This window comes from Glutamicibacter nicotianae (genome assembly GCF_016907615.1).
GTDB lineage: Bacteria > Actinomycetota > Actinomycetes > Actinomycetales > Micrococcaceae > Glutamicibacter > Glutamicibacter nicotianae.
Genome location: NZ_JAFBCH010000001.1, coordinates 2,934,106 through 2,960,034 on the forward strand (window position 1 = coordinate 2,934,106; position 25,929 = coordinate 2,960,034).

23 protein-coding genes and 1 riboswitch are annotated in these 25,929 nt (G+C 62.9%); of the genes, 9 read left to right on the top strand and 14 right to left on the bottom strand.

Annotated features, from left to right (window positions below; genetic code table 11):
• The 4 genes from dhaL (JOE62_RS13985) to dhaL (JOE62_RS14000) are packed head-to-tail and all read left to right on the top strand — an operon-like array spanning position 1 to position 3,126.
• The gene (gene dhaL / locus JOE62_RS13985; RefSeq protein ID WP_204722810.1) at positions 1-651 is read left to right on the top strand and encodes a dihydroxyacetone kinase subunit DhaL; all 651 of its coding nucleotides are present in this window, start codon (positions 1-3) and stop codon (positions 649-651) included.
• Positions 648-1,385, top strand: coding sequence for an HPr family phosphocarrier protein (locus tag JOE62_RS16660; RefSeq protein WP_204722811.1), 738 nt, complete (start codon positions 648-650; stop codon positions 1,383-1,385). The genes dhaL (JOE62_RS13985) and JOE62_RS16660 overlap by 4 nt, the downstream gene beginning before the upstream one ends.
• A 38-nt stretch (positions 1,386-1,423) precedes the next feature.
• On the top strand, positions 1,424-2,431 hold the full coding sequence (locus tag JOE62_RS13995) for a dihydroxyacetone kinase subunit DhaK (protein WP_239543394.1): 1,008 nt from the start codon (positions 1,424-1,426) through the stop codon (positions 2,429-2,431).
• A 26-nt stretch (positions 2,432-2,457) separates the two neighbouring features.
• Entirely contained in the window at positions 2,458-3,126 is a 669-nt protein-coding gene (dhaL, locus tag JOE62_RS14000) for a dihydroxyacetone kinase subunit DhaL (RefSeq protein WP_204722812.1), read from the top strand.
• A 71-nt stretch (positions 3,127-3,197) separates the two neighbouring features.
• On the opposite strand, the gene JOE62_RS14005 is transcribed toward dhaL (JOE62_RS14000), so the two are convergent.
• From JOE62_RS14005 to JOE62_RS14035, 7 genes are all read right to left on the bottom strand, one after another.
• On the bottom strand, positions 3,198-4,607 hold the full coding sequence (locus JOE62_RS14005) for an L-serine ammonia-lyase (protein ID WP_204722813.1): 1,410 nt from the start codon (positions 4,605-4,607) through the stop codon (positions 3,198-3,200).
• Between the two features lie 188 nt (positions 4,608-4,795).
• Positions 4,796-6,118, bottom strand: coding sequence for a serine hydroxymethyltransferase (gene glyA / locus JOE62_RS14010; protein ID WP_204722814.1), 1,323 nt, complete (start codon positions 6,116-6,118; stop codon positions 4,796-4,798).
• Positions 6,118-6,498: a glycine cleavage system protein GcvH gene (gcvH, locus tag JOE62_RS14015; protein ID WP_204722815.1), complete on the bottom strand. Its 381-nt coding sequence runs from the start codon at positions 6,496-6,498 to the stop codon at positions 6,118-6,120. The genes glyA and gcvH overlap by 1 nt, the downstream gene beginning before the upstream one ends.
• 60 nt (positions 6,499-6,558) lie before the next feature.
• Positions 6,559-7,686, bottom strand: a complete 1,128-nt coding sequence (gcvT, locus tag JOE62_RS14020; protein ID WP_204722816.1) for a glycine cleavage system aminomethyltransferase GcvT — start codon at positions 7,684-7,686, stop codon at positions 6,559-6,561.
• 13 nt (positions 7,687-7,699) lie between these two features.
• Complete coding sequence (gene gcvP / locus JOE62_RS14025) at positions 7,700-10,546, bottom strand: aminomethyl-transferring glycine dehydrogenase (protein ID WP_204722817.1); 2,847 nt, start codon at positions 10,544-10,546, stop codon at positions 7,700-7,702.
• 164 nt (positions 10,547-10,710) lie between these two features.
• Positions 10,711-10,808, bottom strand: a riboswitch (glycine riboswitch).
• A gap of 102 nt (positions 10,809-10,910) precedes the next feature.
• Entirely contained in the window at positions 10,911-11,699 is a 789-nt protein-coding gene (locus JOE62_RS14030) for an SGNH/GDSL hydrolase family protein (RefSeq protein ID WP_338085799.1), read from the bottom strand.
• A 35-nt stretch (positions 11,700-11,734) separates the two neighbouring features.
• Entirely contained in the window at positions 11,735-12,898 is a 1,164-nt protein-coding gene (locus JOE62_RS14035) for a serine hydrolase (protein WP_204722818.1), read from the bottom strand.
• A 272-nt stretch (positions 12,899-13,170) separates the two neighbouring features.
• On the opposite strand from JOE62_RS14035, the gene JOE62_RS14040 reads away from it, so the two are divergent.
• Positions 13,171-14,619, top strand: a complete 1,449-nt coding sequence (locus tag JOE62_RS14040; protein WP_204722819.1) for an APC family permease — start codon at positions 13,171-13,173, stop codon at positions 14,617-14,619.
• 50 nt (positions 14,620-14,669) lie between these two features.
• Here the strand turns inward: JOE62_RS14040 and JOE62_RS14045 are convergent, their stop codons facing one another.
• Positions 14,670-15,596 carry an RNase H family protein gene (locus JOE62_RS14045; RefSeq protein ID WP_204722820.1) on the bottom strand — a complete coding sequence of 309 codons (927 nt, stop codon included), beginning with the start codon at positions 15,594-15,596 and terminating at the stop codon, positions 14,670-14,672.
• 117 nt (positions 15,597-15,713) lie between these two features.
• Here JOE62_RS14045 and JOE62_RS14050 point away from each other — a divergent pair, with 117 nt between their 5' ends.
• Positions 15,714-16,022 (top strand): hypothetical protein, encoded by a 309-nt coding sequence (locus JOE62_RS14050; protein WP_204722821.1) that lies wholly within the window; start codon positions 15,714-15,716, stop codon positions 16,020-16,022.
• Between the two features lie 71 nt (positions 16,023-16,093).
• Here the strand turns inward: JOE62_RS14050 and JOE62_RS14055 are convergent, their stop codons facing one another.
• Positions 16,094-17,203, bottom strand: coding sequence for a glutathione S-transferase C-terminal domain-containing protein (locus JOE62_RS14055; RefSeq protein WP_204722822.1), 1,110 nt, complete (start codon positions 17,201-17,203; stop codon positions 16,094-16,096).
• 123 nt (positions 17,204-17,326) lie between these two features.
• On the bottom strand, positions 17,327-17,902 hold the full coding sequence (locus JOE62_RS14060) for an NADPH-dependent FMN reductase (RefSeq protein WP_204722823.1): 576 nt from the start codon (positions 17,900-17,902) through the stop codon (positions 17,327-17,329).
• Between the two features lie 143 nt (positions 17,903-18,045).
• Between JOE62_RS14060 and JOE62_RS14065 the strand changes: the two genes are divergently transcribed.
• A complete protein-coding gene (locus tag JOE62_RS14065; protein ID WP_204722824.1) occupies positions 18,046-18,531 on the top strand; it encodes a MarR family winged helix-turn-helix transcriptional regulator in 486 nt (161 codons plus the stop codon).
• Here the strand turns inward: JOE62_RS14065 and JOE62_RS14070 are convergent.
• Positions 18,528-20,387, bottom strand: coding sequence for an ABC transporter ATP-binding protein (locus tag JOE62_RS14070; protein WP_204722825.1), 1,860 nt, complete (start codon positions 20,385-20,387; stop codon positions 18,528-18,530). The two genes, JOE62_RS14065 and JOE62_RS14070, sit on opposite strands and share 4 nt — an antisense overlap.
• Positions 20,388-20,493: 106 nt before the next feature.
• Here JOE62_RS14070 and JOE62_RS14075 point away from each other — a divergent pair, with 106 nt between their 5' ends.
• The gene (locus JOE62_RS14075; protein WP_204722826.1) at positions 20,494-20,970 is read left to right on the top strand and encodes a MarR family winged helix-turn-helix transcriptional regulator; all 477 of its coding nucleotides are present in this window, start codon (positions 20,494-20,496) and stop codon (positions 20,968-20,970) included.
• 72 nt (positions 20,971-21,042) lie between these two features.
• On the opposite strand, the gene JOE62_RS14080 is transcribed toward JOE62_RS14075, so the two are convergent.
• The 3 genes from JOE62_RS14080 to JOE62_RS14090 are packed head-to-tail and all read right to left on the bottom strand — an operon-like array spanning position 21,043 to position 25,106.
• Positions 21,043-22,950: an SIP domain-containing protein gene (locus JOE62_RS14080; protein WP_204722827.1), complete on the bottom strand. Its 1,908-nt coding sequence runs from the start codon at positions 22,948-22,950 to the stop codon at positions 21,043-21,045.
• A 3-nt stretch (positions 22,951-22,953) separates the two neighbouring features.
• The gene (locus JOE62_RS14085; protein WP_338085800.1) at positions 22,954-24,060 is read right to left on the bottom strand and encodes a FecCD family ABC transporter permease; all 1,107 of its coding nucleotides are present in this window, start codon (positions 24,058-24,060) and stop codon (positions 22,954-22,956) included.
• Complete coding sequence (locus JOE62_RS14090) at positions 24,057-25,106, bottom strand: FecCD family ABC transporter permease (protein WP_204722828.1); 1,050 nt, start codon at positions 25,104-25,106, stop codon at positions 24,057-24,059. Before JOE62_RS14090 ends, JOE62_RS14085 begins: the two co-directional genes overlap by 4 nt.
• Positions 25,107-25,126: 20 nt before the next feature.
• Between JOE62_RS14090 and JOE62_RS14095 the strand changes: the two genes are divergently transcribed.
• Complete coding sequence (locus JOE62_RS14095; protein ID WP_239543398.1) at positions 25,127-25,927, top strand: MBL fold metallo-hydrolase; 801 nt, start codon at positions 25,127-25,129, stop codon at positions 25,925-25,927.
• The last annotated feature ends 2 nt before the right edge of the window (positions 25,928-25,929 follow it).

The following is a 25,929-nucleotide window of genomic DNA, read 5'->3' on the forward strand; positions in this document are numbered from 1 at the left end:
ATGTCCGAGAATCTGACTTTAGAAGCAATCGAAGGGTGGATGCACCACTTCTCCACCGAGATCATCAACAATGAACCCTGGTTGACCGAACTTGATTCTGCCATCGGGGATGGCGACCACGGAGTTAATATGGTTCGCGGAGCTCAATCAATTTCGTCATTACTTGCTAAGGGGTCACCGGACACTATCCGCGAATCGTTCAATGTCGTGGGTATGACCCTGATTTCTCGTGTTGGCGGAGCCAGCGGCACATTGTACGGAACGTTGTTCCTAGAGATGAGTACTAGCAGCCCGAGCGGAACACAGATTCAGGCCTCAGAATTTCAGGTAGCTTTCCGCGCCGGAGTTAACGCGGTGGTCTCCCGCGGACAGGCAGTCATTGGCGACAAGACCATGATTGACACACTGGAACCCGCGTCGTTAGTGCTCACAGAATCAATAGCGAACGGCGTGGGACTCAACGACTCGATCGCAGCAGCGGTCAGTGCAGCCAATGCGGGCACCCAGAGTACCTTCCCGCTGGTGGCCCGCAAGGGCAGGGCCTCGTATTTAGGCGAACGCAGTGTCGATCATATCGATCCGGGAGCAGCATCTGCGCATATCCTGCTTCATGCACTGCACGCCAGTATTCGGGCAGGATCAGTCCTGTGATTGGCATCGTTCTCGTTTCGCATAGTTTGGCACTCGCGCAATCAACGATGGTACTGGCATTGGAGATGATTCAGGGGCAACCACCACCGATTCGGATTGCTGCAGGAGCTGATGGAGGATTCGGTACCGACGCCACGGCCATCGCTCAAGCCATTGATGATCTGGCCGAAACCCAGGGTGTGGTGGTCATGACCGATCTTGGATCGGCGCAACTGAGTACGACGCTGGCCATGGATCTTCGTACTACCAACCACCCGGTGCTCATCAGCATCGGACCATTTATTGAAGGAACCATGGCAGCGGTGATTGGTGCAAGGTCGGGAAGAACCTTAACCGAAGTTGCCTATGAGGCGGACAACGCGCTGGCGGCCAAATCCACGGTCGGCTCCGGTGCAGCAGCCGATGTTGCTAGCTCGAATATGCCCCGGGGCACCGAGGTAGCCAGCAGCCAAGAGGTACTGATCAACCAATTCGGAATCCATACCCGCACTGCTTCTGCGCTGGTGCAACTGGCAGCCGAGTATCGCTCTGAGATCTGGTTGAGCGATACCACTTCTGGACGAGGACCAGCCAACGCAAGCAGTCTTATTGAGCTTCTTTCCCTCGGAGCCCAGAACAACGACAAAATCCTCATCAAAGCCCAAGGCATTGATGCCACCCAAGCCGTGCAGGCCATAAAAAACTTGGTTCGTCAGGGTTTTGGCCAGCTATCGCCTAACCCCGTCCGACCATAAATCCCATTTCACCACGCAATAGGAATCGGAGCAGTCCAATGCCCAACGCAGTGCGTCGTCACATCATCAACAACCCACAAAATGTCATCGATGAAGCTTTGGAAGGCTTCGCCTTGAGCAATCCTCATCTGGTGAATTTTGATCCAGAAAACAACCTGATTTTGCGCAAGAATCCGGCGCAAGGAAAAGTCGGGCTGGTCTCCGGAGGAGGCTCTGGCCACGAACCATTGCATGCCGGATTTGTCGGTAACGGCATGCTGGACGTCGCAGTCTGTGGCGCAGTCTTTGCAAGTCCCACCGCTGCTCAAGTGCTAGCTGGCACCGTCGGCGCAGACACCGGAGCAGGTGTGGTGCAGATCGTGAAGAACTACACCGGGGACGTTTTGAACTTTAGTATCGCCGGCGAATTGGCTGACGATGAGAACATCGCTGTCGAGCAGATCATCGTTGATGATGATCTGGCCTCGCAGAAAAGTGAGGGTGGGCCCGGACGTCGTGGGACTGCCGCGGTGCTGACCGTCGAAAAAATCTGTGGAGCGCTGGCCGAACGCGGAGCTGACCGTGCAACTATCGCTACGATCGGACGCGATGTAGTTTCTCGTTCGCGCAGCCTGGCCATCGCTTTGGACGCTGGCGCACACCCGGGTGAGTCCACCGCAGCCTTTGAACTTGAACCACATGAGGTCGAATTCGGGATTGGCATTCATGGTGAACGCGGTACCGCACGCATCAACTACGCCAGCGCAGATGAACTAGTTGAACAGCTGGTCACCCCATTAGTGGAAAGTTTGGAAATCAAACGCGGTCAGTCGGTAATCGCGCTCGTGAACGGACTCGGAGGAGCCTACCCACTCGAGCTATCCATCGCTGCCCGCAGGGTGCACGGGCTGCTGAACGCCAGCGGTATCAGCGTCGCTCGTTCACTGGCCGGTAGCTACGTGACCTCACTGAATATGCACGGATTATCGGTGACGCTCACTGTCGCCGATGACGAATTGGTCAAGCTCTGGGATGCTCCGGTACGCACCAGTGCCCTGAGCTGGTAACCACCACTACTTATCAAGGAGAGAACATGACTACGCAAATCAACGGAACTTTGGCTCTGGCTTGGTTCACGTCCTTTGCCCAAGACTTCGACTCGGCTCAGGCAAGTCTGACTGAGTTGGATCGACTTGCCGGTGATGGCGACTTCGGGACGAATATATCCTCGGCCCTGGGTAGGGCCCACGAGGCTCTACCGGCTGAATCCGAGGCCACTTTCACTTCCGTGTTCAAGGGCGCAAGTAGTGGTTTCATGGCCACCGGCGGCACCAGCGGTCCACTATTTGGCATGTGGTTCCGCTCAATTGCCAAGAGTGCCACCGATGAGAGCGCTTCTCTTTCAGACCTCGCGGCAGGTATCGCTGCTGGTCTGGCGACCATCCAGAAACTTGGTGGCGCCAAGGTGGGCGACAATACGATGGTTGACGCGTTAGAACCGGCATCTGTAGCCCTGAGCGCTTCGGCAGAACAGGGCAGCACGCTGGCCGAAGGTCTTCTGGCTGCGGCGCAGGCTGCTCGCAAGGGAGCCGAATCCACCGAAGAATTGATTGCCGCCCGCGGGCGTGCTAGCTACGTGGGCGAATTGGCCCGCGGTGTGCTGGATCCAGGAGCGGTCACCGTTGCACTGTTTTTCCAGGCAGGTGCCAACACTATCGGCGAGCCCCAAGAATGGACGCCCCTGATAACGGCCAAATCCTAAAGCCCCTCAACCACCAAAAACGCAGCGTGCCACCGGAGAAATCCGGTGGCACGCTGCGTAGTTTTAGCGAATTAGCATTCGACCACGTTGACGGCCAAGCCACCCATCGCAGTTTCCTTATATTTGTCGCTCATGTCTTTGCCGGTCTCGCGCATGGTGATGATGACTTCATCGAGGGTGACGTGGTGTTCGCCGTCGCCCATCAGTGCCATCTTCGCCGCATTCACTGCCTTCGAAGCGGCAATGGCGTTGCGTTCGATGCATGGGATCTGGACCAAGCCGCCGATTGGGTCGCAGGTCAGGCCGAGGTTGTGTTCCATTGCGATTTCCGCGGCGTTCTCCACCTGGGCTGGGGTGGCGCCAAGGATTTCGGCCAGGCCACCGGCGGCCATCGAGGAGGCCGAACCGACTTCGCCCTGGCAGCCGACTTCCGCTCCGGAAATCGATGCCTGTTCCTTGTACAGCACGCCGACGGCGCCTGCGGTGAGCAGGAAGCGTACGACTGCGTCGTGCTTTTCCTCCTCGTTCCAGTACTTCGCGCCCGGCGCGTAGTGGGTGGCGTAGAACAGCACTGCCGGGATGATGCCGGCGGCGCCGTTGGTGGGAGCGGTGACAACCCGTCCGCCGGAGGCGTTCTCCTCATTGACGGCCAGCGCGACGAGGTTGATCCATTCCTGCCAGTAGACCGGATCGCGGTCCTTGTCTTCCTTGCGCAGGCGTTCATGCCATTCTGGAGCGCGACGGCGGACCTTCAGGCCGCCGGGCAGCACGCCGGTGCGTTCCAGCGCGGAGTCCTTGCAGCCTTCCATCACTTCGTAGATGTGGATGAGGCCTGATCGGATCTCCTCGCGGGTGCGATAGGTTTCCTCGTTGGCCATCATGATCTCGGCAATGGACAAGCCGGTTTCTTTCACATGTTCCAGCAGTGCGGCTGCTGTCGTGAACGGGTAAGGCTGCTTGTTCAGCTTCTCTTCGAGGTTCTTCTCGATGCGGTCTTCGGCGCCTTCGCGCACGATGAAGCCGCCGCCCACGGAGAAGAAGGTCTCGTTGGCGATTTCGTTGCCTTCGGCATCCAGGGCAATGAACTTTACCCCGTTGGTGTGGCGCGGAAGCACGGTCAGCGGGTGCTGGATCATGTCCTCGACCTTGTAGTCCAGGTCTTTGCGCTGGTCCAGCTGTTCGGCCAAGCGCAGCACGCCGGTGGCTTCCATGTCTGCCAGGCGCTGATCGACCTGTGCTGGCAGCACCGTTTCAGGTTCGAAGCCTTCGAGCCCGAGCATGATGGCGGTGAAGGTGCCGTGGCCGCGGCCGGTAGCAGCCAGGGATCCATAGACGTCCACACGGATATTTTCCAGTGCGTCCAGTTGGCCTTCTCGGATTACTTGGGCAATGAATGCGTGCGCTGCACGCATTGGTCCCACGGTATGGCTGGACGATGGTCCAATGCCAACCGAGAAAAGATCGAATACGCTAACCGCCATGCGGGTCACATCCTTAGAACTTTGGTAATCCGAGAGCTTGGGCCCCGGATCTATGAAGTGTGGTTCCAAATTCCCCCCGGGCCGCTGCAGGTATCGCGGCGGCTGGTGGAACTTTGGATGGTGAGAGACTGCGGGCCCGAAAAGCGCCTAATTCCACCTTCCGGGCCCGCATCTTCACTAGCTTGCTGCTACTCGGAAACCTTTGGCAGGTCCGGGTACAGTGGGTGGGCTTCAGCCAACGCCAGAACACGTTCCTTCAGCTCTGGCAGTGCAGCCGTATTGCCGTCAGCACCAGCAATCAACGCCTGCGCAATAATCTCCGCAACCTCAGCAAACGCAGCCTCGGAAAAACCACGCGTCGCCAATGCCGGAGTACCAATGCGCAGGCCCGAGGTGACCATCGGCGGACGCGGATCAAACGGAACCGAATTACGATTCACCGTGATCTCCACCTGCGCCAGCAAATCCTCAGCCTGCTGGCCATCCAACTCGCTGTCACGCAGATCCACCAGCACCAAATGCACATCGGTGCCACCAGTCAGCACGCTGATGCCCTTGGCAACAACGTCCTCCCGGGTCAAACGCTCAGCCAAGATCTTCGACCCAGCCAAGGTACGCTCCTGGCGCTCCTTGAACTCCGGCGACCCAGCAATCTTGAACGCCACAGCCTTGCCAGCAATCACATGCTCCAACGGACCACCCTGCTGACCAGGGAACACCGCCGAATTCAGCTTCTTCGCAATCTCCGCATCATTCGAGAGAATAATGCCACCACGCGGACCAGCCAACGTCTTGTGCGTCGTGGAGGTCACCACATGAGCATGCGGCACCGGCGACGGGTGCAACCCGGCGGCCACCAAGCCAGCGAAGTGCGCCATATCCACGAACAGGTACGCGCCGACCTTGTCGGCAATCTCGCGGAAACGCTTGAAATCCAGCTGGCGAGGGTACGCCGACCAGCCGGCAACAATCATCTTCGGCTGGTGCTCAACCGCAAGGCGCTCCACCTCATCCATGTCCACCTGGTAGGTTTCCTCATCCACGCCGTAAGGCACGATGTTGAACAGGCGGCCCGAGAAGTTCAGCTTCATCCCGTGGGTCAAATGCCCACCGTGGTTCAGGTTCAACCCGAGGACGGTATCACCCGGACGCACCAGCGCGTGGTACACCGACGCATTAGCCTGCGCACCGGAGTGCGGCTGCACGTTCGCGAACTTCGCCCCGAACAACTCCTTGAGGCGCTCAATCGCCAACGTCTCGATGACGTCGACTTCTTCGCAGCCGCCGTAGTAACGGCGGCCCGGGTAGCCCTCGGCGTACTTGTTGGTCAGCACCGAACCCTGCGCCTGCATAATGGCCTGCGCGGTGTGGTTCTCCGAGGCGATCATTTCCAGGCCGCGCTGCTGGCGAGCCAGCTCAGCGTCAATGCGCTGCGCCACCTCCGGGTCCAGCGATGCCAGCGACTGGGTCAGCGAGCTCGAGGCAACGGTTTCAAAGGTCTGGTTACTCATTACTCGACGTTTCCACCGTTCGCGCTTGCGTAGTCTGCTGCCGAGAGCAGCGGTCCTTCTTCGGTGACCTCAACGGTGAACAGCCAGCCGGCACCGTATGGGTCCTCGTTCAGGATGGCCGGGTTGTCCACGGCTTCCTGGTTGACCTCAACGATGGTGCCGGTCACTGGCGAGTACAGGTCGGAGACCGACTTGGTGGACTCGACCTCGCCGCAGGTCTCGCCTGCGGTCACGGCGCCGCCAACCTCTGGCAGGTCGACGTAGACCACGTCGCCCAGGGCGTCAGCGGCAACCTGGGTGATGCCGATCTTTGCTGGGGACGATGCATCGATCCACTCGTGCTCAGCCGAGTATCGCAATGACGAAAGAACTTTACTCACGGTATTTCCTCTCCCAAGGGAATTAGCGGGCGCTTAGCTTAGCCCTACTGATGTTTAACGTTACTTGGCTCGGGTGTAGAACGGCAGTTCGACTACGACAAATGGCAAAGTCTTACCGCGCAGATCGACCTCCAGCTCGGTTCCGGTCCCAGCGAATTCGGCATCGACGTAGCCCAGTGCCACCGGGTAGCCGAGCGTTGGCGATGGCTGTCCGGAGGTGATTTCGCCAATGACGGCGCCGTCCTTGACGATGGCGTAGCCGCCGCGGCCGGCGCGCTTGCCCAGTCCCTTGAGGCCCACGAGCTTGCGTGGCGGGGTGGTGCCGCGCAGCGCTTCCAGTGCCTCGCGGCCCACGAAGTTCTCTTCCTTCTTGAAGGAAACCACCGGACCGAAGCCCGCATCGAATGGGGTGCGTTCCAGGGACAGCTCGTTGCCGTACAGCGGCATGCCGGCTTCCAGGCGCAGAGAGTCGCGAGCTGCCAGGCCGCAAGGAACCAGCTCGTGGTTCTTGCCTGCCTCAACGGTCTTCTCCCAGAGGGCTGCCGCATCCTCGTTCTCGATGATCAGCTCGAAGCCGTCCTCGCCGGTGTAGCCGGTGCGGGCCAGCAGCACGTCGATGCCGCCGAGCACCAGCTTCACAGCCGCGTAATACTTCAACTCTGCGACGGCCTGGGCGGTTGCCTCATCGGCGGCCAGCTTGCTCACGATCGCCTCGGCGTTCGGACCCTGGACCGCGATCAGCGACTGCCGGCCCGATGCGTCATCGACGACAACATCGAAATCAGCGGCGCGGGCTGCCAGCTCTGCTGCGACCACCGGTGCGTTGCCGGCGTTCGGCACGACGAGGAACTTCTCCTCCTCCAGGCGGTAGACGATCAGGTCGTCGATGATCTTGCCCTCGGCGTTCAGGATCAGCGAGTACTTCGCCTTGCCGACCTTCATGATGCTCAGGTTGCCTGCCAGCGCGGTGTTCAGCGCGACGCCGGCTTCCGGGCCGGTGAGGTAGACCTCGCCCATGTGGGACAGGTCGAACAGGCCGGCGGTGCAGCGCACAGCCTTGTGCTCTGCCAGTTCCGAACCGTACTTCAGCGGCATGTCCCAGCCGCCGAAGTCGGTGAAGTTCGCGCCCAAAGCTTCGTGCTGGGCGTGCAGTGCGGTGTGCTTGAGTGCTCGGGTAGTCTCAGTCATCTCTAACTCTTCCTTAGTCTTCGAAGGCTTCGGGAGCCGGGCAGGAGCAGATCAGGTTGCGGTCGCCGCCGGCACCGTCGATGCGGCCCACGGTCGGGAAGTACTTGTCGAACTTCAGGCTCGCTACCGGGAAGGCTGCCTGCTCCACCGAGTACTTGCGGTCCCAGTTGCTGTTGACCACTGCCGAGACCGTGTGCGGGGCGTTGCGCAGCGGGGATTCCTCGATGCTGTAGGCACCGGAGAGCACCTCGTCCATTTCCTGGCGGATGGTGATCATGGCTTCGATGAAGCGCTCGATCTCGGCCAGGTCTTCTGACTCGGTCGGCTCCACCATCAGGGTGCCGGCGACCGGGAAGGACAGGGTTGGCGCGTGGAAGCCGAAGTCGATCAGGCGCTTGGCCACGTCCTCGGCGGTGACCCCGGTCTTGGCGGTCAGCTCGCGCAGGTCCAGGATGCACTCGTGAGCGACCAGGTCCTGGTTGCCGGTGAACAGGATCGGGAAGTGCTCGCCCAGGCGCTTGGCGATGTAGTTCGCGTTCAGGATCGCGTGCTTGGTGGCTTCGGTCAATCCGTCGCCGCCCATCATCGCGATGTAGGCCCAGGAGATCGGCAGCACGCCGGCCGATCCGAAGGCGGTAGCCACCACCGGCACGCCGTCGCGCTCGGAGTAGGTGCCCGAGGCGTCGCCTGGCAGGAATGGCAGCAGGTGCTCGCCTACGCCGATCGGGCCAACGCCCGGACCGCCGCCGCCGTGCGGGATGCAGAAGGTCTTGTGCAGGTTCAGGTGCGACACGTCGCCGCCGAACTTGCCCGGCTGGGCCAGGCCCACCATGGCGTTCATGTTCGCGCCATCGATGTACACCTGGCCGCCGGCGGCGTGGACCTTGTCGCAGACCTCGCGCACGTCGGCGTCGTAGACACCGTGGGTGGATGGGTAGGTGATCATGATGGCGGCAAGAACGTCCTTGTTGGCCTCGATCTTGGCATCCAGGTCATTGGCGTCGATGGTGCCGTCGGCCGCGGTCTTCACGACGACCACGCGCATGCCTGCCAGCACCGCCGAAGCGGCATTGGTGCCGTGCGCCGATGCAGGGATCAGGCACAGGTCGCGCTGGCCTTCGCCGCGCGAACGGTGGTAGTCCGAGATGGCCAGCAGGCCGGCGTACTCGCCCTGCGAGCCGGCGTTCGGCTGGATGGAGACGCCTGCGTAGCCGGTGATGGCGGTCAGGCGGCCTTCCAGGTCGGTGATCAGCTCGCGCCAGCCGGCGGTCTGCGCGGCAGGTGCGTAGGGGTGGATGGATGCGAATTCAGGCCAGGTGATGGATTCCATCTCGGCGGCCGAGTTCAGCTTCATGGTGCACGAGCCCAGAGGGATCATGGTGCGGTCCAGTGCCAGGTCGCGATCCGAGAGGCGGCGCAAGTAGCGCATCATCTGGGTCTCGGAGGAGATCGAGTTGAAGATCGGGTGGGTCATGAAGTCGCTGGTGCGCACCATCGACTCGGGCAGCTCGAAGCCTTCCGGAGCCGAGAGTTCCGCACCGAAGACCTCCAGCAGGGTCTTGACCACGGCGGAGGTGGTGGTTTCGTCGGTGGAGATGCCCACTTGGGTTTCGCCGACCTTGCGCAGGTTGATGCCTGCTTCGACGGCCTTGTCGATGATGGCATCTGCGTTCTCGACGTTCACCACAACGGTGTCGAAGAAGGTATCCGAGGCCAGGGTGAAGCCGCCTGCGACCAGCGAGCTGGCGACCACGCGGGCGTGGTTGTTGGCACGGGTTGCGATCTGCTTCAGGCCGGCTGGGCCGTGGTAGACGGCGTACATCGATGCGCAGATGGCCAGCAGGGCCTGCGCGGTGCAGATGTTGGAGGTGGCCTTCTCGCGGCGGATGTGCTGCTCGCGGGTCTGCAGCGCCAGGCGGTAGGCGGGAACTCCGGCGTCATCGGCCGAAACGCCCACCAGGCGGCCTGGCATGGAGCGGGTCAGGCCGTCGGCAACAGCCATGTAGGCTGCGTGCGGTCCGCCGAAGAACAGCGGCACGCCGAAGCGCTGGGTGTTGCCCACGGCGATGTCGGCGCCCTGCTCGCCCGGAGGGGTGATCATGGTCAGCGACAGCAGGTCGGCGATCACGGTCACCATGGCGCCGGCTTCCTTGGCGGCGGCGATGATCGAGGCGTGGTCGGCGATCGAGCCGTCATTGCCCGGCTGCTGGAGCACGATGCCGGAGATGTCGCCCTCGGGCAGGCCGGCGGAGAGGTCGGCGACCTCGATCTCGAAGCCCAGCGCGTCGGCGCGGCCCTGCACGACCTTCAGGGTCTGCGGGAAGATGTTGGAGTCCAGGACGGTCTTGCCCTTGGCCTTCTTCTTGTTGGCGCGGCGCATCATCAGCACGGCTTCGGCGGCGGCCGAGGATTCGTCCAGCAGCGAAGCGTTGGCGATCGGCAGGCCGGTCAAGTCCATGACCATGGTCTGGAAGTTCAGCAGGGCTTCGAGGCGGCCCTGGGAGATTTCTGGCTGGTACGGGGTGTAGGCGGTGTACCAGGCAGGGTTTTCCACGATGTTGCGGCGGATTACCGCTGGGGTGATGGTGTCGTAGAATCCCTGGCCGATCATCTGGGTCTTCATGACGTTCTTCGAGGCAAGCGCACGCAGGTGGGCCAAGGCTTCGGTTTCGCTCAGCGCATCAGGGATATCCAGTGCGGAGTCCTGGCGGATACCTGCCGGAACGGCGGTATCGATCAGTGCTTCCAGGCTGTCGTAGCCCAGGGTCTGAAGCATGGTGGCAACGTCGGAAGGACGCGGGCCGATATGGCGGGAGACGAATTCAGTATTCGCTGGTGCCGAAGTCTGCGTGATGGTCATGGTGCGGGTATCTCCATGGGATCTGTCTTGGCGCATGCCAAAGGAAGGTCTTTTTACCTCCCCATCCCTGTTTCATAACCTGAGAGTTTTACGCATCCAGCAAACCAAGCCGGGTACTTGCACCTTCGGTGAACCGGAACGGGCCGGTTTCTTTCCAGAGTTGCCTCATGATGGCGGTACGGGTGCCTGAGAGTTTCCTGGGGAGGAATTGCTCCTACGGCGCCCGTCCATGGTGTGAACGGGACTCTCCCGCCATCCGTCTATGGCGTGTACTGCCGGCCGGAGACCTGCAGCACACCACCATGTTACCCGCCTCGCCCCCAACGTCAAACAGGAGCAGGAACAGGAAAAGTCATAAACGCGTTCAGTTTGCGCCGGCAGTTAAACGGATGTAATCGGGATACTTCGCTGATAAGGAATCTCCCGATGAGGTGCCGGTGAGCCGTCGCTTGATCCACGGAGCCAAATGCTCCCTGGCCCAGCCCAATTCCTGCTTCAGTTTCTCGCCGCGCGAGTTCACCGCCAGCTCCGGCAGCGACGGCTGGTGGATCTTCGCGGACCAGTTCTCCTCGGTGATCTGCCCGGCGCCGAGCACGTTCAGGACCTTGGAGGCCATCAGCGTGTGACCCAGCTCATTCATGTGCAGCCGGTCCGGCGCCCAGTAGCGCAGGTCAGAGAATTCGCGCCATCGCCAGTAGTCGGCGATCAGCGCACCGTATTCGTCCGCGATTTCGCGGACCTTCTCGTTGTAGACGGCAGTGCGCGGACGGGTCTTGGAGAACAGCGGCGAGTCCACGGTGTCGAAACCGGTGAACAGCAGCACCGTGCTTCCGGCTTCGGAAAAGCGGCGCACCATGCCGGCATAGCCGCGCATCAGCGCATCCAGGTCGGCCTTGGGCCGCAGGATGTCATTGCCGCCGGCGTAGATGGAGACCAGGTCCGGGCCCAACGCAAGGGCCTGGTCCAGCTGCTGGTTGATCACCTGGCCGATCTTCTTGCCGCGCACGGCCAGATTGGCGTATTCCCATTCTCCTTCGGCGCAGAGCACCTCGGCCACCCGATCCGCCCAGCCGCGCACCTGGTTAGGGCGGACCGGATCCGCGTCGCCAACGCCTTCGGTGAACGAGTCACCCAGTGCCACAAACTTCTTCACTTCGCTCCTGCTTCGTTCCTTGCCCGGTGGGGCGGCTATGCGTTGTTGCCGGCAGACTGGGCCGCCATGTTCTTCTGCATGATCAGCTGGCGCGCCAGCTGGCTGAGCTTCACCCCGGTGGAGGTCTCCTTGAGACCTTCATTGCGCGAGGGGATAAATCCGAAGCCCAGCTGGTGGGCCGGATCGGCGAAGGCCAGCGAGGAGTTCGCACCGTCATGGCCGTAGGCGAAAATCGAGCCGTAATTGTTGCTTGCGGTGGCCTTCATGAATCCCAGGGCGAAGGCCTGCAGCAGTCCATTGGTCCGGTCATGGCCGTAGACCAGTTCGGTGGATACCTGGGACCAGGTGTCGGCGGAAAGGAATCCGCGCGTGGTTCCCAGTGCCGGAACTGCACCGAAGGAGGCGGCATAGATGGCGGCCAGGCCCTGGGCGTTGGCCACCGCTCCCATGGATGCCGGACCCAGTTCGCGCACCTGCGGCGCGTTGGCCAGTTCGTGCCAGTTGTAGACCGGGCCGGTTTCCAGCGCGAACCCGGAGGCCGAATTCACCGCCAGACCGGCCGGGGAAAACGGGTCGAAGAATTCGGTGGCAGCTTCGGCAGCTGGCAGCACATCGCGGTAGCGCGATTCCAGCGCTGGGTCCTGGCCAATGTAGGCCTCGGCGCCCAGCGGCTTGCGGATGCGCTCCTCGAAGACCTCCTTGAGCTCCTTGCCGGTGACCCGGCGGACCAGTTCTTCCATGAGCACGCCCATGGTGATCGCGTGGTAGCCGACGATATTCTGCCCCAGCGGCCAGACACTGGGCATGGAAGCGAGCACCTTGGCGTACTCGGCGGAGTCCAGGAGGATCTTGCTGGGCACGCCCCCGGGAACGCCCAGCACGCCGGCCTGGTGGCTGAGCACCTCGCCGACGGTGAGCCGGGATTTCCCGTTCTCGCCGAATTCAGGCCAGTAGGTGGCCATGGGCGCATTCGGATCAATCAGGCCATCTTGCACCAGCAGTGCCACGACCAGCGCGCCAAGGCCCTTGGTGCAGGAGAAAACACAGGTCAACGCGTCGCCCGAGAGGTGCTCTCCGACGGTGTGGCTGAGCACCAGTTCTCCGCGGTGGTATACGGCCAGCTGCGCCGAGTAGCCTTCTTCCTCAGCGGCACGCGCTTCCAAAGCCTGGGCCAGGGGCGCGAAATCCTCAGTGATCACCGATTGCATCTAAATCCTTAAAGTGCTTGTTCCTCAACAACCAACCCTAACCGCAGTGCTCCCATTTCCCGAAGGTTCCACATGCTGTACACCACCCAGCATATAGGTAGGTCAGCTCACACCTTTGAAGCAATTAAGCCACTCGCCGACGTAGCAATGCCTTTCGTCCCGCGATTCTGTGAGCCAGCTCAGATCCCGGTTTGCCCACTTCATGCGCTGACCCTAAAGTTGTAACGTTTGCCTACAAATTTGAAGGAGATGATCTCGATCGCATGACTGTGAACAGTGACACGGCCGTTACCGACGGCAAGGAAACAGAACTCCACCGGGTGATTGGCCCGAAGCTGCTGCTATTCCTCATCATGGGCGATATCATCGGCGCCGGCATTTTCGCCATTACCGGCAAGGTTGCCGGCCAGGTGGGTGGAGCCGCGTGGCTGCCGTTCCTGATCGCCTTCGCGATCGCGACCCTCACCGCCTTCAGCTACCTCGAACTGGTCACCAAGTACCCGCACGCAGCGGGTGCCGCCCTGTACATCCACAAGGCCTTCGGCATCCACTTCGTGACCTTCCTGGTGGCCTTCACCGTTGCCTGCTCGGGCATCACCAGCGCCGCCACCTCGGCCACCCTGGTCGGGCGGAACCTGCTGATCGGCATCGGCCAGTTCGTCGAGGGCGTTCCCAACACGCCCGAAGCGGGCATGTGGGCGGCTATTGCGGTGATCGTCATCCTCGCCATCGTCAACTTCCGTGGTGTCGGCGAGAGCGTGAAGTTCAATCTCTTCCTGACCGTCGTGTCGCTGGCCATCATGGCCGCGATCATCGGCATCGGCTTCGCCGTGATCGCCTCGGGCCACGGGGACATCTCCCGTCTGGTGGTTTTCGAGACCCCGACCGATCGCAGCGTCTTCGCCGCAGTGACCATGGGTACCGCCGTTGCGTTCTTCGCCATGGTGGGCTTCGAGGACTCGGTGAACCTGGTGGAGGAAACCAAGAACCCGAAGAAGGTCTTCCCGAAGATCATGCTCATTGGCCTGGGCATCTGCGCGGTGATCTACATGCTGGTGGCCGTCACCGTTATCATGGTGATCCCTACCGGTGATCTGCTGAATCCGAAGAACCCGGACGCCGGCATCCTGCTGGATGTGGTGCGCATTGGCCTGCCGAATTTGCCGGTTGACGCGATCTTCCCGTTCCTGACCGTCTTCGCGGTGGTCAACACGGCGCTGATGAACATGCTGATGGCCAGCCGCCTGCTCTACGGCATGGCCCGCCAGGGCGTGTTGCCGCAGTTCCTGGGCAAAGTGCACTCGACCCGACGCTCCCCATGGGTTGCAATCCTGTTCAGCACCGCGCTGGCCATCGCACTGATTGCCTACGTGAACCTGGATAACGGCAGCAGCATCGTCGGCTCGCTGGGCGGCACCACCGCGCTGCTGCTGCTGTGCGTGTTCGCTGTCGTGAACGTCGCCCTGCTGGTGCTGCGCCGCGACAAGCCGGAGCCTGGCGCATTCCGTGCGCCAACGATCATCCCGATCCTCGGCGTGGTCTTCTGCCTGTTCCTTGCCGGCCCGTGGGCTCGTGCGCGCGAGGACTGGGTACAGTACGAGATTGCCGGCCTGCTGCTGGTGATCGGTGTTGCACTGTGGGCCGTCACTTGGCTGGTCAACCGGATCAGCTACAAGAAGGGCGTCATTGAAACCCGCCCGGGCCAGTACTGATCCCTGGTTCTTGACGTAGCGATGCCCGCCGATTGATTCGGCGGGCATCGCTACGTTAAGCGCGTTTTCTGCGCCGTCTGCTCGACGGTTTCCTGGCGGAAACGAAGCTTCAGGCCCCGTTCGGTGCGCTGCCACCACGACGAGACCACGAGCACCGGGGAATCCGCGGGCTTCATGCGGTAGGCAAGCAGCACCATCTGCGCATCCACTTCACGCGCGGCAAGCACCTGCACCGCACCGGTGCTTGGCAAAGTTGCCCCGGATTCCAGCATGGATCGGACCGTCGCCACATCCAGCAGACCACCATGGCGGGTCACTTCCTGGTACCCAGGATGCAGGAAGTCAGTGAGCTCGGCGAAGCTGGCGCGGATCTGCGGGTCGAGAAAACCCTGCTCCAGCTCGTAGACGGCGGCCGCGATGTCCATGCCGGGTTCTGGCGTGGCAGCGGTTTCTTCCACCGGTGCCGGTGCCGCATCCGCCTCGGCCGGTGAGCTGGAAGGGGCTGATCCACCGGCAGTGTAGCCTGGTCCAGCCTCTACTGCCGTACCCTGCTGGTGCGCGGTGGCTGCTGCGCGGGCGTGTCCGTCTGCTGCTTCATTCAGCTCATGGCCGGCATGGCCCTTAACCCATTCAAAAGTGTATTTGCGCCCCGAGATAGCCTGATCCAGTTCCTTGAGGATGTCCTGGTTCAGTACCGGTTTGCCGTCGGCCTTCTTCCAGCCCTTTTTCTTCCACCCTGGCATCCATTTGCTGATGCAGTTGATCGCGTACTGCGAGTCGCACAGGATCTTCAGTTCTTCGTCTGGCAGGTGCTCGGTGGCCCGGAAGAGCTCGAGCACCGCCTGGAGCTCGCCCATGTTGTTGGTTCCGTGGTCCCAACCGCCAGCGGCCCAGTTGTCCTGGTCCACGTACCAGGCCCAACCTGCTGGTCCGGGATTCCCTAAGGCTGATCCATCCGCCGCTGCAATGATTGTCATGGTTTAATCCTGCCACGTTCACCGCACCTCGGGGTTTCAGGCATAGGGCCATGTCGCCAGCGAATTCCTGCAGAGAGGATCGCAGCATCCCAGCTGATCCACGCGTAGGATTGGGTTGTGAAGAAAATTATGCCTGTACTGGCCACCCTAGCCTTGGCGCTCACCGCTTGCGGCAGCCCGTCGATCGATGAGCTGCGCGAGCAAGATCCGCAGGGCCATACGGCGTGCGTGCACTTTGGCGGGGGCATGGTTGACCCCGAGGGCATGGGCGCGACGAACATGGCGAAAGCCGCTGAGCATGGAGCGAAGGCAGCCACCGGAGAAATCAGCGCCGCCGTGGCCACCGATAACGCCGGCACGCCGAAGATCACCGACTTGGAAGCATTCCAGAAGGCATGCGAAGCGCAGGGCTTCGACTTCGAATAAAGCACAGCGGCCCGGGATCCGCTCCTTAGTATGGAGCGGATCCCGGGCCGCCAGGCTGGTTCTTCCGGAGCCTAGGCAGGGTACAGCGGGTTGTGTCCCGCCTGGACACGTTCCTCGGCACGGACTTCGTCCGGTGCCGTGCCGTTCAGGAATGGGCCGTGCTCTGCCAGTTCTTCCCGGTCAGGGGCTTCGAGCCAGTTCGCCAAGTCCGGTCCCTTCGGAATGATCCCGGTCGGGTTGATGTCTTCGTGGACCACATAGTAGTGGGCCTTGATCTGCTCGAAGTCGATGGTGTCGCCAAAGCCTGGTGTTTGGAACAGATCCCGGGAGTAGCCCCAGAGGTTGGGCATGTCGATGAGCTTGTTGCGATTGGCCTTGAAGTGGCCATGGTAGACCGGGTCGAATCGCACCAGAGTGGTGAACAGCCGCACGTCGGCCTCGGTGATGTAATCGCCCATGAGGAAACGGCGGGTGGATAGCCGTTCTTCGAGGTGGTCCAACGTGGTGAATAGCCTGTCGTAGGCGTCGTCGTAGGACTTCTGGTCCCCCGCGAACCCGGCACGGTAGACGCCGTTATTCACCTCGGTGAAAATCCGCTTGATCAGCGGCAGCATCTCATCGAGCTGGTCATGGGCAACGAGATCCGGTGCGCCTTCACGATGGAATTCCTTCCACTGCGTGGACATGTCCCAGGTGATTTGCGGGTAATCGTTGGTGACAACCGCGCCGGTGGGGATATCGACAATGGCCGGAACGGTGATCCCGCGTGGATAATCGGCAAAGCGCTTGAAGTAGTTTTCCTGGATCCGCTCGGTGCCCAGCACGGGATCCTTGCCCTCCGGGTCCAGATCGAAGGTCCAGCTGCGCGCATCGTGGGTGGGACCGGGCAGTCCGATGGACAGCGCGTCTTCCAGGCCGAGCAGGCGGCGGACTATCAGGGTTCGGTTGGCCCATGGGCATGCGCGGGCAGCCACCAGATGGTAGCGGCCGGCCTCCACCGGCCAGAGCTGGGCACCTTCGGATATCCCTGCGTCGGGATGCCCGATTTTGCTGTGGCTGTCCTTATGCCCATAGTGCTCGGCGCTGGCATCAGCGACGATGCGATCCTGGATGTAGTTGGTGTCCCGGGTGAATTCTCCGCCGGTGACGTAGGAGCCCTTGGTCGAGTATTCGTCGCTCATCGCATTCCTTCCAAAGAATTTTGCGGTCCCGTGCATAAACCATTCATGTCGAGACTATGGCAGTTGGACAAGTTTGGAAATGGCAGGGTGCCGATTGCCAGCACCCGCCATATTCGACCTTCCTTAGGCGTTGACCGAGGCGCTGTCGCGCACGGTAGCCATGGCCTTGCTCCAGGCAAGAAGTTGCTCGAACATCGGCTGCACGCTGCCAGCGGACTGCTCGGTCGGTGCGAAGGTTGAGAAGTTCTCGAAGTCGGTGAACAGCGAGAACATGCCGGTCTTCTGCACATGGGCGAGCTGCAGTTCGGAGAGGATTCCACGCAGGTGCTCCACCGCGCGCGAGCCCATGGCGGAGCCGTAGCCGACCATGCCTGCGGCCTTGTTGTTCAGCTCGGCGTTCAGGTAGCTCAGTGCGTTGGCCAAGGCAGGCTGGACAGAGTGGTTGTACTCGCCAACAATGAAAATGTAGCCATCGAATTCGCTCATCTTGGCGGCGAAGGCCTTGGTGTGCTCGTTCTGGTAGTTCTGGTAGGCGGCCGGGAACGGCTCATCGAGCATCGGCAGGTTGAAATCCACGATGTCCACCAGCTCGTAGTCGGCACCGCCGAATTCCTCGGCCTTGGCCAGAACCCAATGCGCGACAGACTGGTTGACGCGGCCTGGACGGGTGGACCCGGTAACGATAGCGATCTTCGACAATTCAATTCTCCTTGGAGCTCTGCGGCCAACCAATTTAGTTGACACGTCATCATCTCTTGCCAATTCCCACTATACAGGAGATAATTGATGCGTCAACAAAATTTCAACATCCCCGTTGGGCAGAACATGGTTAGGAATAGAGAATGAAGAGCGAAGAGACCCGCTGGCTCACCGATAGCGAGCAGGACCTCTGGCGCACCCTGCGCGAATTCCTCTGGCAGTTCCCCAGCGCCATGGACCGCCAGATGCTCCGCGATTCGAAGATGCAGACCGGCGAATACTCGGTGCTGGCCGTACTCTCGGAAACGACCGAGCCGAGCCTGCGCCCGGCCGACGTGGCCACCGCATTGCGCTGGGATCGCTCCCGCCTCTCCCACCTGCTGCGCCGCATGGAAGCCAAGGGCCTGATCAGCCGCTGCTCGGATGAAACCGACCGCCGCGGCCACCAGATCACGCTGACCGCCGAAGGGCGCCAGACCATCGAAGAGGCCGCGCCAAGCCACGTGAACTTCGTGCGTGAAACCATCTTCGACTCGCTGGACCCATCCGAGCGCGCCGCCTTCGAATCGGCGCTGCCCAAGATCCTGGCTTCCCTGGAGCAGCAGGGCCTGAAGCCGGACGGGTACTAGCTGGCCTTTTGGGCTAGTTCGCTCTGGGCTAGTTCGCTCTGGGCTACCAGCTGGGCGAACTGGCCCCGACGCTGGACCAGTTCATCAAAGGTACCGGATTCGGCAATCCGGCCATCCTCCAGCACCACGATGCGGTCTGCCCGCATCACCGTGCTCAACCGGTGCGCGATGAGCAAGGTGGTGCGCCCCACCGCCAGCTCATCCAGCGCCCGCTGCACCAGTGCCTCGGTGACAGTATCCAGCGCACTGGTGGCTTCATCGAGCACCAGCACCTTCGGCTTGCGCAGCATGGTGCGGGCAATGGCCAGTCGCTGCTGCTCACCACCGGAGAAGCGGTGCCCGCGCTGCCCCACCTGGGTGTCCAGGCCGCGTGGCAGGCTGCGGATCAGTGGCGCAATCTGCGCGGCTTCCAATGCATCCCAGAGCTCTTCTTCCGTTGCCTCCGGCGCCGCCCACAAGAGGTTCTCGCGAATCGAGGCATGCAGCAGGTAGCTTTCCTGAGCCACCACGGAGACTGCCTGCGCGATCCCCTCGGGGTCGAATTCCTTCAGATCAATGCCGTCGAGCAGCACCTGGCCCTCGGTGGGATCAAGCAACCGGGGCAGCAAGGATCCCAGGGTGGATTTGCCCGAGCCGGTCGCGCCAACCACCGCGGTGATGGTCCCGGCTTCCAGCTCCAGATTCAGCTGATCCAGGGTGGCGCGATCGGCTTCGGGGTAGCGGAAGCTGACATTGCGCAACTGCACTTCGCCGCGCAGCTTCTCGGGCTCAATCACCCGCGGGTGCTCGGGTACCGGCAGCGCTTGGTCGGTATCGAGGTATTCGAAGACGCGGCTGAACAGGGCCAAGGCCGAAATCCACTGGACCGAAATCTGCATCAGCCCCATGACTGGACGGAAGATCCCGGCCTGCAGTCCGGTGAAGGCCACCAGGGTGCCGATGCTCATGCCCTGCCCGGTTACGGGCAGGCCAGCCACGATGTAGAGCACCGCGGGGATGGCAGCGAAGATGATGCTCATCGTGGCCATGCGCCAACGCCCGGCCAAGGCGCTTTTCATTTCCAAGTCGATGAGCTTGCGGCTGGAGTCTCCGAAAGCTTGGGCATCGGCGGTGCCGGTGCCCATGATCTTGGAGAGCCGGACCCCGGAGATGCTCAGGCGTTCTTCGATCAGCGAGGTCAAGTTGGACATCTCGCGCTGGCGCTTTCCTGTCACGGCGCGGCGCAGCTTCGCGGTTTGCTTGGCCAGCAGCACAGCTGGCGGCAGGACGACCAGTGAGATCAGGCTCAGCTTCCACGAAATCGCCACCATCGCGCAGGCGGTGGCAACGACCGTGGTCAGGTTCGAGGCAATGCTCGTGGCCGAATTGGTGATCACCGATTGCATCTGCCCCACGTCGTTGACCAGGCGGGACTGCACGTCCCCGGAGCGGGAGTTGGTGAAGAATCCCAGGGATTGCTTCTGCAGGTGCGTGAACAGTCCGGTCCGCAGGCCATGCATCACGCGTTGGCCCATCAGGGTCGCCCGCCAGGTCTGGAGGACTTCCAGGATCGCGGTGGCCAAGGCGATCAGCACCAGTCCCCCGGCGCCCCAGAGCAGCAATCGGACGTTGCTGTTGGGAATGGCGTCGTCAATGAGTTCCCGGATGATGAACGGCTGGGCCAAGCCGATGATCGAGGATGCCACAATCAGCAGCATGACGGCAATCACCGACCCCAGATGAGGACGGAAGAGCCCGGCGATGCGTGCGAGCGACACCGGATGCTCGGAGAGCCACTGCTTGTCCCTTGCGGCATTCGCGGACCGGCCCCGTCCGCCACCGCCTGGATGCGGACCTGGCATTCCCATGGCACTCATAAGCCCCCTCCTCGTCCTGGATTTCTCAAGTCCAGAATAACAGAGGGAACCTCACTATGAGGTTGCTTCTTGAAAATGTCCGCGGAAACACACTATTCTTGAAGACATGCAGAACGACGAGTCCAAGCCTGACTTGGCAGATCTTTTCCTCCACGTTTCGCGCATGCTTCGCGGCAGGTGGCGGGACAGCTTGATTCCCCTGGGAATCACTCCGCACCAATCACGGGTGCTGGCCCTGTTGGCCCGCGCCGAAGACGCAGGGCTGCGCAACTCGCAGCTTGCAGAACGATTGCATATCGCCGCCCGCTCGACCACTGAGGTGGTCGACCAGCTGGAGGCCAAGAAATTGGTCGTGCGCACCCCTGATCCAGCGGACCGCCGGGCCACGCTGATCGCGCTCAGCGCCACGGGCCGCGCCCAGCTCGGGGAGATCACGAAGCTGCGCCGTTCCAGCATGGATGGCTACTTCGACAAGCTCGGCGAGGAGGACCGCGCAGAGCTCACCCGGCTGCTGGCAATCCTCGACCGCGAAAACCCGCGGCCTGCACGCGGCGCGTGCCAGAACCCGGCCAAAGAAAAATAGCGGACCGCTGCCAGAACGAACCAGGGCCCCGGCACAGTGTGCCGGGGCCCTGGTACTGGTTGACGCTGCCGTCTAGTTCTCGGTCTTTCCGCGGCGCCAGTAGCCCATGAAAGCCACCTGCTTGCGGTCCACACCGGCATCGCGCACCAGATAACGGCGCATTTCTTTGACCGTGCCGGCCTCGCCGGCAATCCATGCGTAGAACGGCGCGGTGTTCGCTTGGCCAGTCTCCCACAGGATGTCGGCATCCACATCGATATCTTCCGGCTCGGCATTGGTATGCACCACTCCGGCGGCCGGAATCGCGACCACCTGGCGCAAGGCGGTCTGCAGCAATTCGCCATGCTCGTGGCTGCCGCGGGTCAGCCACTGCACCGAAACGCCCGAGCGGGTGGAGGCACCGAGGATATCGGTGGTCTCCGGAACCTCGATCAGCGCATGGCCGGTCACGTTCGATGGCAGCTCTTCGAGGATCGCGCAGATCGCCGGGGCGGCGGTTTCGTCGCCGGCCAGCACCACCCGGGTTGCCTCGCCGCGGCGGAATTCGATACCGCCGTAGGTGGAGTCGTTCAGGGTCTTGTTCGGGCCCAGCAGCAAGAGCTGGTCGCCGACCTTGGCCCGGTCGCCGAATTCCGTCGCTGGTCCGCCCTGCAGCTGGCCGTCCACAATATGCCCGTGCATCACGAAGTCGATGTCCAGCTCCGCGGTGGCCCCGATATTGTCCCGGTGACCTGCCTCGCGGAAGGCCCGCACCGTATAGGTGCGCATGTAGCCTCGGGTGTCCGGATCAATGGACAGCCAGCGCTTGTACCAGCCCTGCTGCTCGGCCGGGCTGGTCAGCGCCTCCGGGCGCATCGTGGCGATCTCATCGGTCAGCGCGGTTCCGCCTGCCGGCGGCAGCAGCAGCTTGATGCGCATATCCAGCGGGTGGCTGTTGGTGCCGAAGTATTCCAGATCCTCGCCGCTGACGGTGAGCCGGCGGAAGGACGGGGCCAGCTGCTGGCTCTTGACCACGGTGGTGTCGAAGGCCAGGGTCGGCACATGCTCATGGGCCGGGCGCATGGCCTGCGGATCGAGCTGCGCCGCGACTTCGGCAGCTTCTTTCACACTGGCGGCCTGCTTCACCGCGGTGTCCTGCGCAGACGCTTCGCTGCGGTAGATGCCCTTGGAAGCCAGGACCTGTTCGGTGCGCAGCACGCGGTGCCGGCCAATGGGCAGCACCAGCGGGGTGCCTCCCACCGGGTCCGGGATCACGCGGCTTGGCATGCCGAAGACGTCCTTGACCGTCTTTTCGGTGACCACGTCGTTGGGGTGGCCGGCGGCGTAGATCTTGCCGTGGCGCAGGGCCACCAGGTAGTCGGCGTAGCGGGCAGCCAGGTTCAGATCGTGCAGCACGATCACCACGGTGATCCCCCGGCTGCGGTTCAGCTCGCTGACCACGTCCAGGACTTCGAGCTGGTGCGCCACGTCCAGGAAGGTGGTCGGCTCATCGAGCAGCAGCAGGTCGGTCTCCTGGGCCAGGGCCATGGCGATCCAGACGCGCTGGCGCTGCCCGCCGGAGAGCTCGTCCACCGAGCGGTCGGCCAGCTCGGTGGTTCCGGTCAGTTCCATCGCGCGGTTCACCGCCGTCTCGTCCTCGGCGGAGAAGCGCTTGAACAGGCCCTGGTGCGGGTAGCGGCCGCGGCTGATCAGCTCGCGGGCGGTAATGCCGTCCGGCGCTGTCGGCGACTGCGGCAGCAGGCCCAGGGTCTTGGCGACCTCCTTGGCCGGCTTCGAGTGGATATCCGCGCCGTCCAGGAGCACCTGTCCCCCGGCCGGCTTCATCAGCCTGGAGAGGGCGCGCAGCAGGGTGGACTTGCCGCAGCCGTTGGCTCCGACGACGATGCTCACCTGGCCGGTGGGGATATCCAGCGACAGCTCGTCGACGATGGTGACCTTGTCATAGGCCAAGGTCAGATCGCTAGCCTGCAAAGTGGCCATGGGTTATGCCCCGCTTCCAGTTGAGTTGGCGCGCACCAGAATCCAAATCAGGAAGGGTGCGCCGAATGCGCCGGTGATAACGCCCACCGGCAGCGACAGGTCCGCGAACAAGTTCGCGGCAAAGAAATTGGCGATGGTCACCAGCGTGGCTCCGGTCAGGCCGGCCAGCAGGATGTTGATCGGTCCGCGGGTCAGCGCGGCGGTAATCGGGCCGGCCAGGAAGGCGACGAACGCCATCGGCCCGGTGACAGCGATCGGCAGGGCGCCCATGGCCACGGCCACGAAGACCAGCAGGGCACGGGCCCAGCCCACATGCAGGCCCAGGGCGGCCGCGGCGTCCTCGCCCAGCTCCAGCATCTTCAGCTGGCGCAGCACCAGCGGCAGCAGCAAGATGCCGATGGCGCCGAGGGAGACCAGCAGCAGCAGCGCGTTCCCCCAGTTGCTGCTGGCCAGTGAACCGGTCAGCCAGTGCATGACATCGCTGGCGGTGTTCACCTGCGCCTGGGTGAGCAAGTACTGGATCAGCGCCTGCAGCATTGCGCCGATGGCCAAGCCGGCTAGGATCAGCCGGGACCCGGTACGCTTGCCCGCGGCCGAGAGCCAATAGATCAGCGCTGCGACCAGCAGCCCGCCGGCCAGCGAGAAGGCGTTGAGCTTCCAGTCGGTGTAGCCGAGGATGATCATGGCGAAGACGGCGGCCGCCGAGGCGCCGTAGCCCACGCCGATCACGTCGGGGCTGGCCAGCGGGTTGCCCAGCCAGCGCTGGAACAACGCTCCGGAAATGCCCAGGCCAGCACCGGCGAGCACGCCCACGGCGATGCGCGGCAGGCGGTCGGCCATGATGATGAAGCTGGTGCCCGGCACCTTCTCGCCGCCCAGCACCTGGAGCACCTCGGCCGCCGGAAGACGGTCCCGTCCCCAGAACAGGTAGGCGACGATGGCCAGCGCCAGCGCCACGACCATCCACAGGGCGGTGCGGCGCATTCGGGAGCGGCGCCGGGCCGCCAGCGTCGTGCCGGACTGGGCGGCAGCCGGGTTCGCCGGCACGTCCGCTTCCCCGGTGCTGGTCGGCTGGGTCATGGTGGTTGCTTCCATTTCGCTCGTGCTCACAGGCTCACCGACTTCATGCCGCTGCGCATCATGATGATGAAGATCGGTCCGCCGAGCATGGCGCACATGACGCCTACCTGGATTTCGCTGGGCGGGGCGATGACCCGTCCCACCGTATCAGCGACCAGCAGCAGGATCGGTCCGGCGACCAGGCATGCCGGCATCAGCCAGCGGTAGTCGGAACCGACCAGCAGGCGCACCGCATGCGGGATCATCAGGCCGACGAAGGCGATCGGCCCGGCCACCGCGGTGGCGGTGCCGGCGAGGATGACCACCCCGATGGAGCCGATCAGCCGGGCGCGGTTCAGGTTGAAGCCCAGGGCGATCGCGGTGTCATCGCCCATGGACACCGCGTTGGAGACCCTGGCGGTGGACAGCACGATCAGCGCGCCGGCGGCTACCACCGGAATGGCGCCGAGGAAGGTGTCGATGCCGCTGCTGGACAGCGTGCCCACCTGCCACATGCGGAAGCGGTCCACGGTGGCATCGGAAATCATCAGGATCGCATTGGTGATCGCGCCGACGCCCACCGCCATGGCGGCGCCGCCCAAAGCCAGCTTGATCGGGGTGGCGCCGTCGCGGCCCACATTCGCCACGAGGTAGACCAGCGCCATCACCCCGGCGGCGCCGATGAAGGCGGCGACCATGATTCCGCCCAGCGAGCTGACACCGAGGAAGGCGATCGCCAGCACCACTGCCATGGAGGATCCGGCGTTCAGTCCGAGGATACCGGTATCGGCCAGCGGGTTGCGGGTCAGCCCCTGCAGGCCGGCCCCGGCCAACCCCAGGGCGGCGCCCACCACGATGGCCCCGACGGTGCGGGCGAAGCGCGAGGCGACCACGCCCTGGTCTCCATTGGACGGGTCGAAATTCCAGATGGCATCGATGACGGTGCCGATCGAGACGCTGCGCGCACCCAGCAGCAGCGAGGCGAACAGCGCAAGTGCGAGCAGCGCGATCAGCAGCAGCACGGCGCCGAGCTTCCGGGTGGTTTTCGCCGGCCCGGCCCCCGGTGATTGGCGCGTCACGCTTTCAGTCGCGGTCATTGGTTCCTACACTCATGGCTATGGCTCTTCTTCCCTTGCCCACTATTATCGCCCCCGGCATTGGCGTGCTGTGCGCGCCGAATCCTTCTGAAATGACTTTGGACGGGACCAACTCGTATCTGCTGTTCGACCCGGCTGCGGGCGAACTTGCGCCGGGAACACCGGTGGTGCTGATCGATCCGGGCCCCGAGCTCGAAGAGCATCTGCAGGCCTTGGCGGTGTTCGACATCCAGCTGGTGCTCATTACCCATCGGCATGCCGATCACACCGGAGGCATCGATGCGCTTTACCGGATGGCCGCGGCGCCGGTGCGCGCCAAGCTCCCCGAGTACTGCCGGGATGCGCCGGTCCTCGCCGATGGCGAGGTGATCCATGCGGCCGGGGCCAGCATCCAGGTGCTCTCCACCCCGGGACACACCTCGGACTCGGTGTGCTTCATCCGCCAGGGCGAACGCGCCCACCTGTTCACCGGGGATACGGTGCTGGGCCGTGGCACCACCATCCTGGAGCATCCCGATGGCACGCTGGCCGATTACCTGGATTCCCTGCAGCGGCTGCTGGCGCTGCCCGACATGGCATTGCATCCGGCGCACGGCGAACAGCATGAGTCCTCGCATCCGCTGCTGCAGATGTATATCGAGCACCGCCAGTCCCGGCTGGACCAGGTGCGTGCGGCGTTGCAGAAACTCGGCAAGGCCGGGGCGGACACGCAGCCAGCAGAATTGCTGGAGCATGTCTACCCCGACCTCGATGCGCGCCTGGTGGGCGCGGCTACCCATTCCCTGGAAGCGCAATTGCACTATCTGTCAGTGAATCCCTAGCC